Origin of the sequence: Paracraurococcus lichenis (assembly GCF_030657435.1) — a bacterium.
In the GTDB taxonomy this organism is placed as follows: Bacteria; Pseudomonadota; Alphaproteobacteria; order Acetobacterales; family Acetobacteraceae; genus Paracraurococcus; species Paracraurococcus lichenis.
This window is the reverse complement of record NZ_JAUTWS010000508.1, coordinates 1-401: the sequence shown is the minus strand read 5'-3', so window position 1 is coordinate 401 and position 401 is coordinate 1. Positions and strand designations below refer to the sequence as shown.

Here is a 401-nt window from a genome sequence, read left to right as displayed (position 1 = left end):
AGCGCCATGGCGGCGAGCTGCCAGCCTAGCCCGCAGGCGTCGGCGATGCCGGTGTTCATGCCGTAACCGCCGGTCGGGATGTATTGGTGCGCGGCGTCGCCGGCGAGGAACACGCGGCCCGCACCGTAGGCCTCGGCAACCAACAGGTGGGGCGTCCAGGCATTGGCGACCAGGATCTCGCAGGGGATGTCGCAGCCCGCGAAGCCGCGCAGCAGGGCGCGCGGGTCGACCGCCTCGGGCGCCACGCCGTCCGGCCAGCGGGTCTGCAGCGTCCAGACCGCGCGGTCGTCCTGCGCGATCAACGTGCCGGCCGCCGACTGGTAGTGCCAGGCGATGCCCCAGCGCTGCAGCATCGCGCGCGCGTCCGAGCGGATGTGCGTCATGAACCGCGGCATGACGCG

The 401-nt window shown here is 73.1% G+C and carries 1 protein-coding gene; it reads right to left on the bottom strand.

Going from position 1 to position 401, the window contains the following annotated elements; translation table 11 throughout:
* Nucleotides 1-383 (bottom strand): FAD-dependent monooxygenase (locus tag Q7A36_RS41015; protein WP_370655826.1); only part of this gene is annotated, 383 nt, incomplete at its 3' end.
* Nucleotides 384-401: the final 18 nt, after the last annotated feature.